The sequence below is a fragment of the uncultured Vibrio sp. genome, assembly GCF_947488985.1.
Taxonomy (GTDB): Bacteria; Pseudomonadota; Gammaproteobacteria; order Enterobacterales; family Vibrionaceae; genus Vibrio.
Window position 1 is genome coordinate 1 of sequence record NZ_CANLBV010000414.1, and the last position, 217, is coordinate 217.

Genomic DNA, 217 nt, shown 5'->3' on the forward strand with positions numbered 1-217 from the left:
CGAGCTTGTTCGTCTTCATTGCTGCACTCTATCCAAAACTGCTCATCGGGCGTCATCAAATCATTCAAGTTCGTCGGAAATTCATCAATAACGGGGATGGGTGGACGTGTAGTGTGTTGCTGATATTGATAGCGCTGTAAGGCTTCGATGACGCGCTCAATGCGCGTGACATACTCTTCCCCACTTTTTATCTCCTTTTGTCCGATTAAAAATGCGG

At 46.5% G+C, this 217-nt stretch carries 1 pseudogene; it reads right to left on the minus strand.

What is annotated here, in order from left to right:
• Nucleotides 1-217: pseudogene (locus Q1A70_RS20810) on the minus strand (type II secretion system protein); the annotation flags it as partial.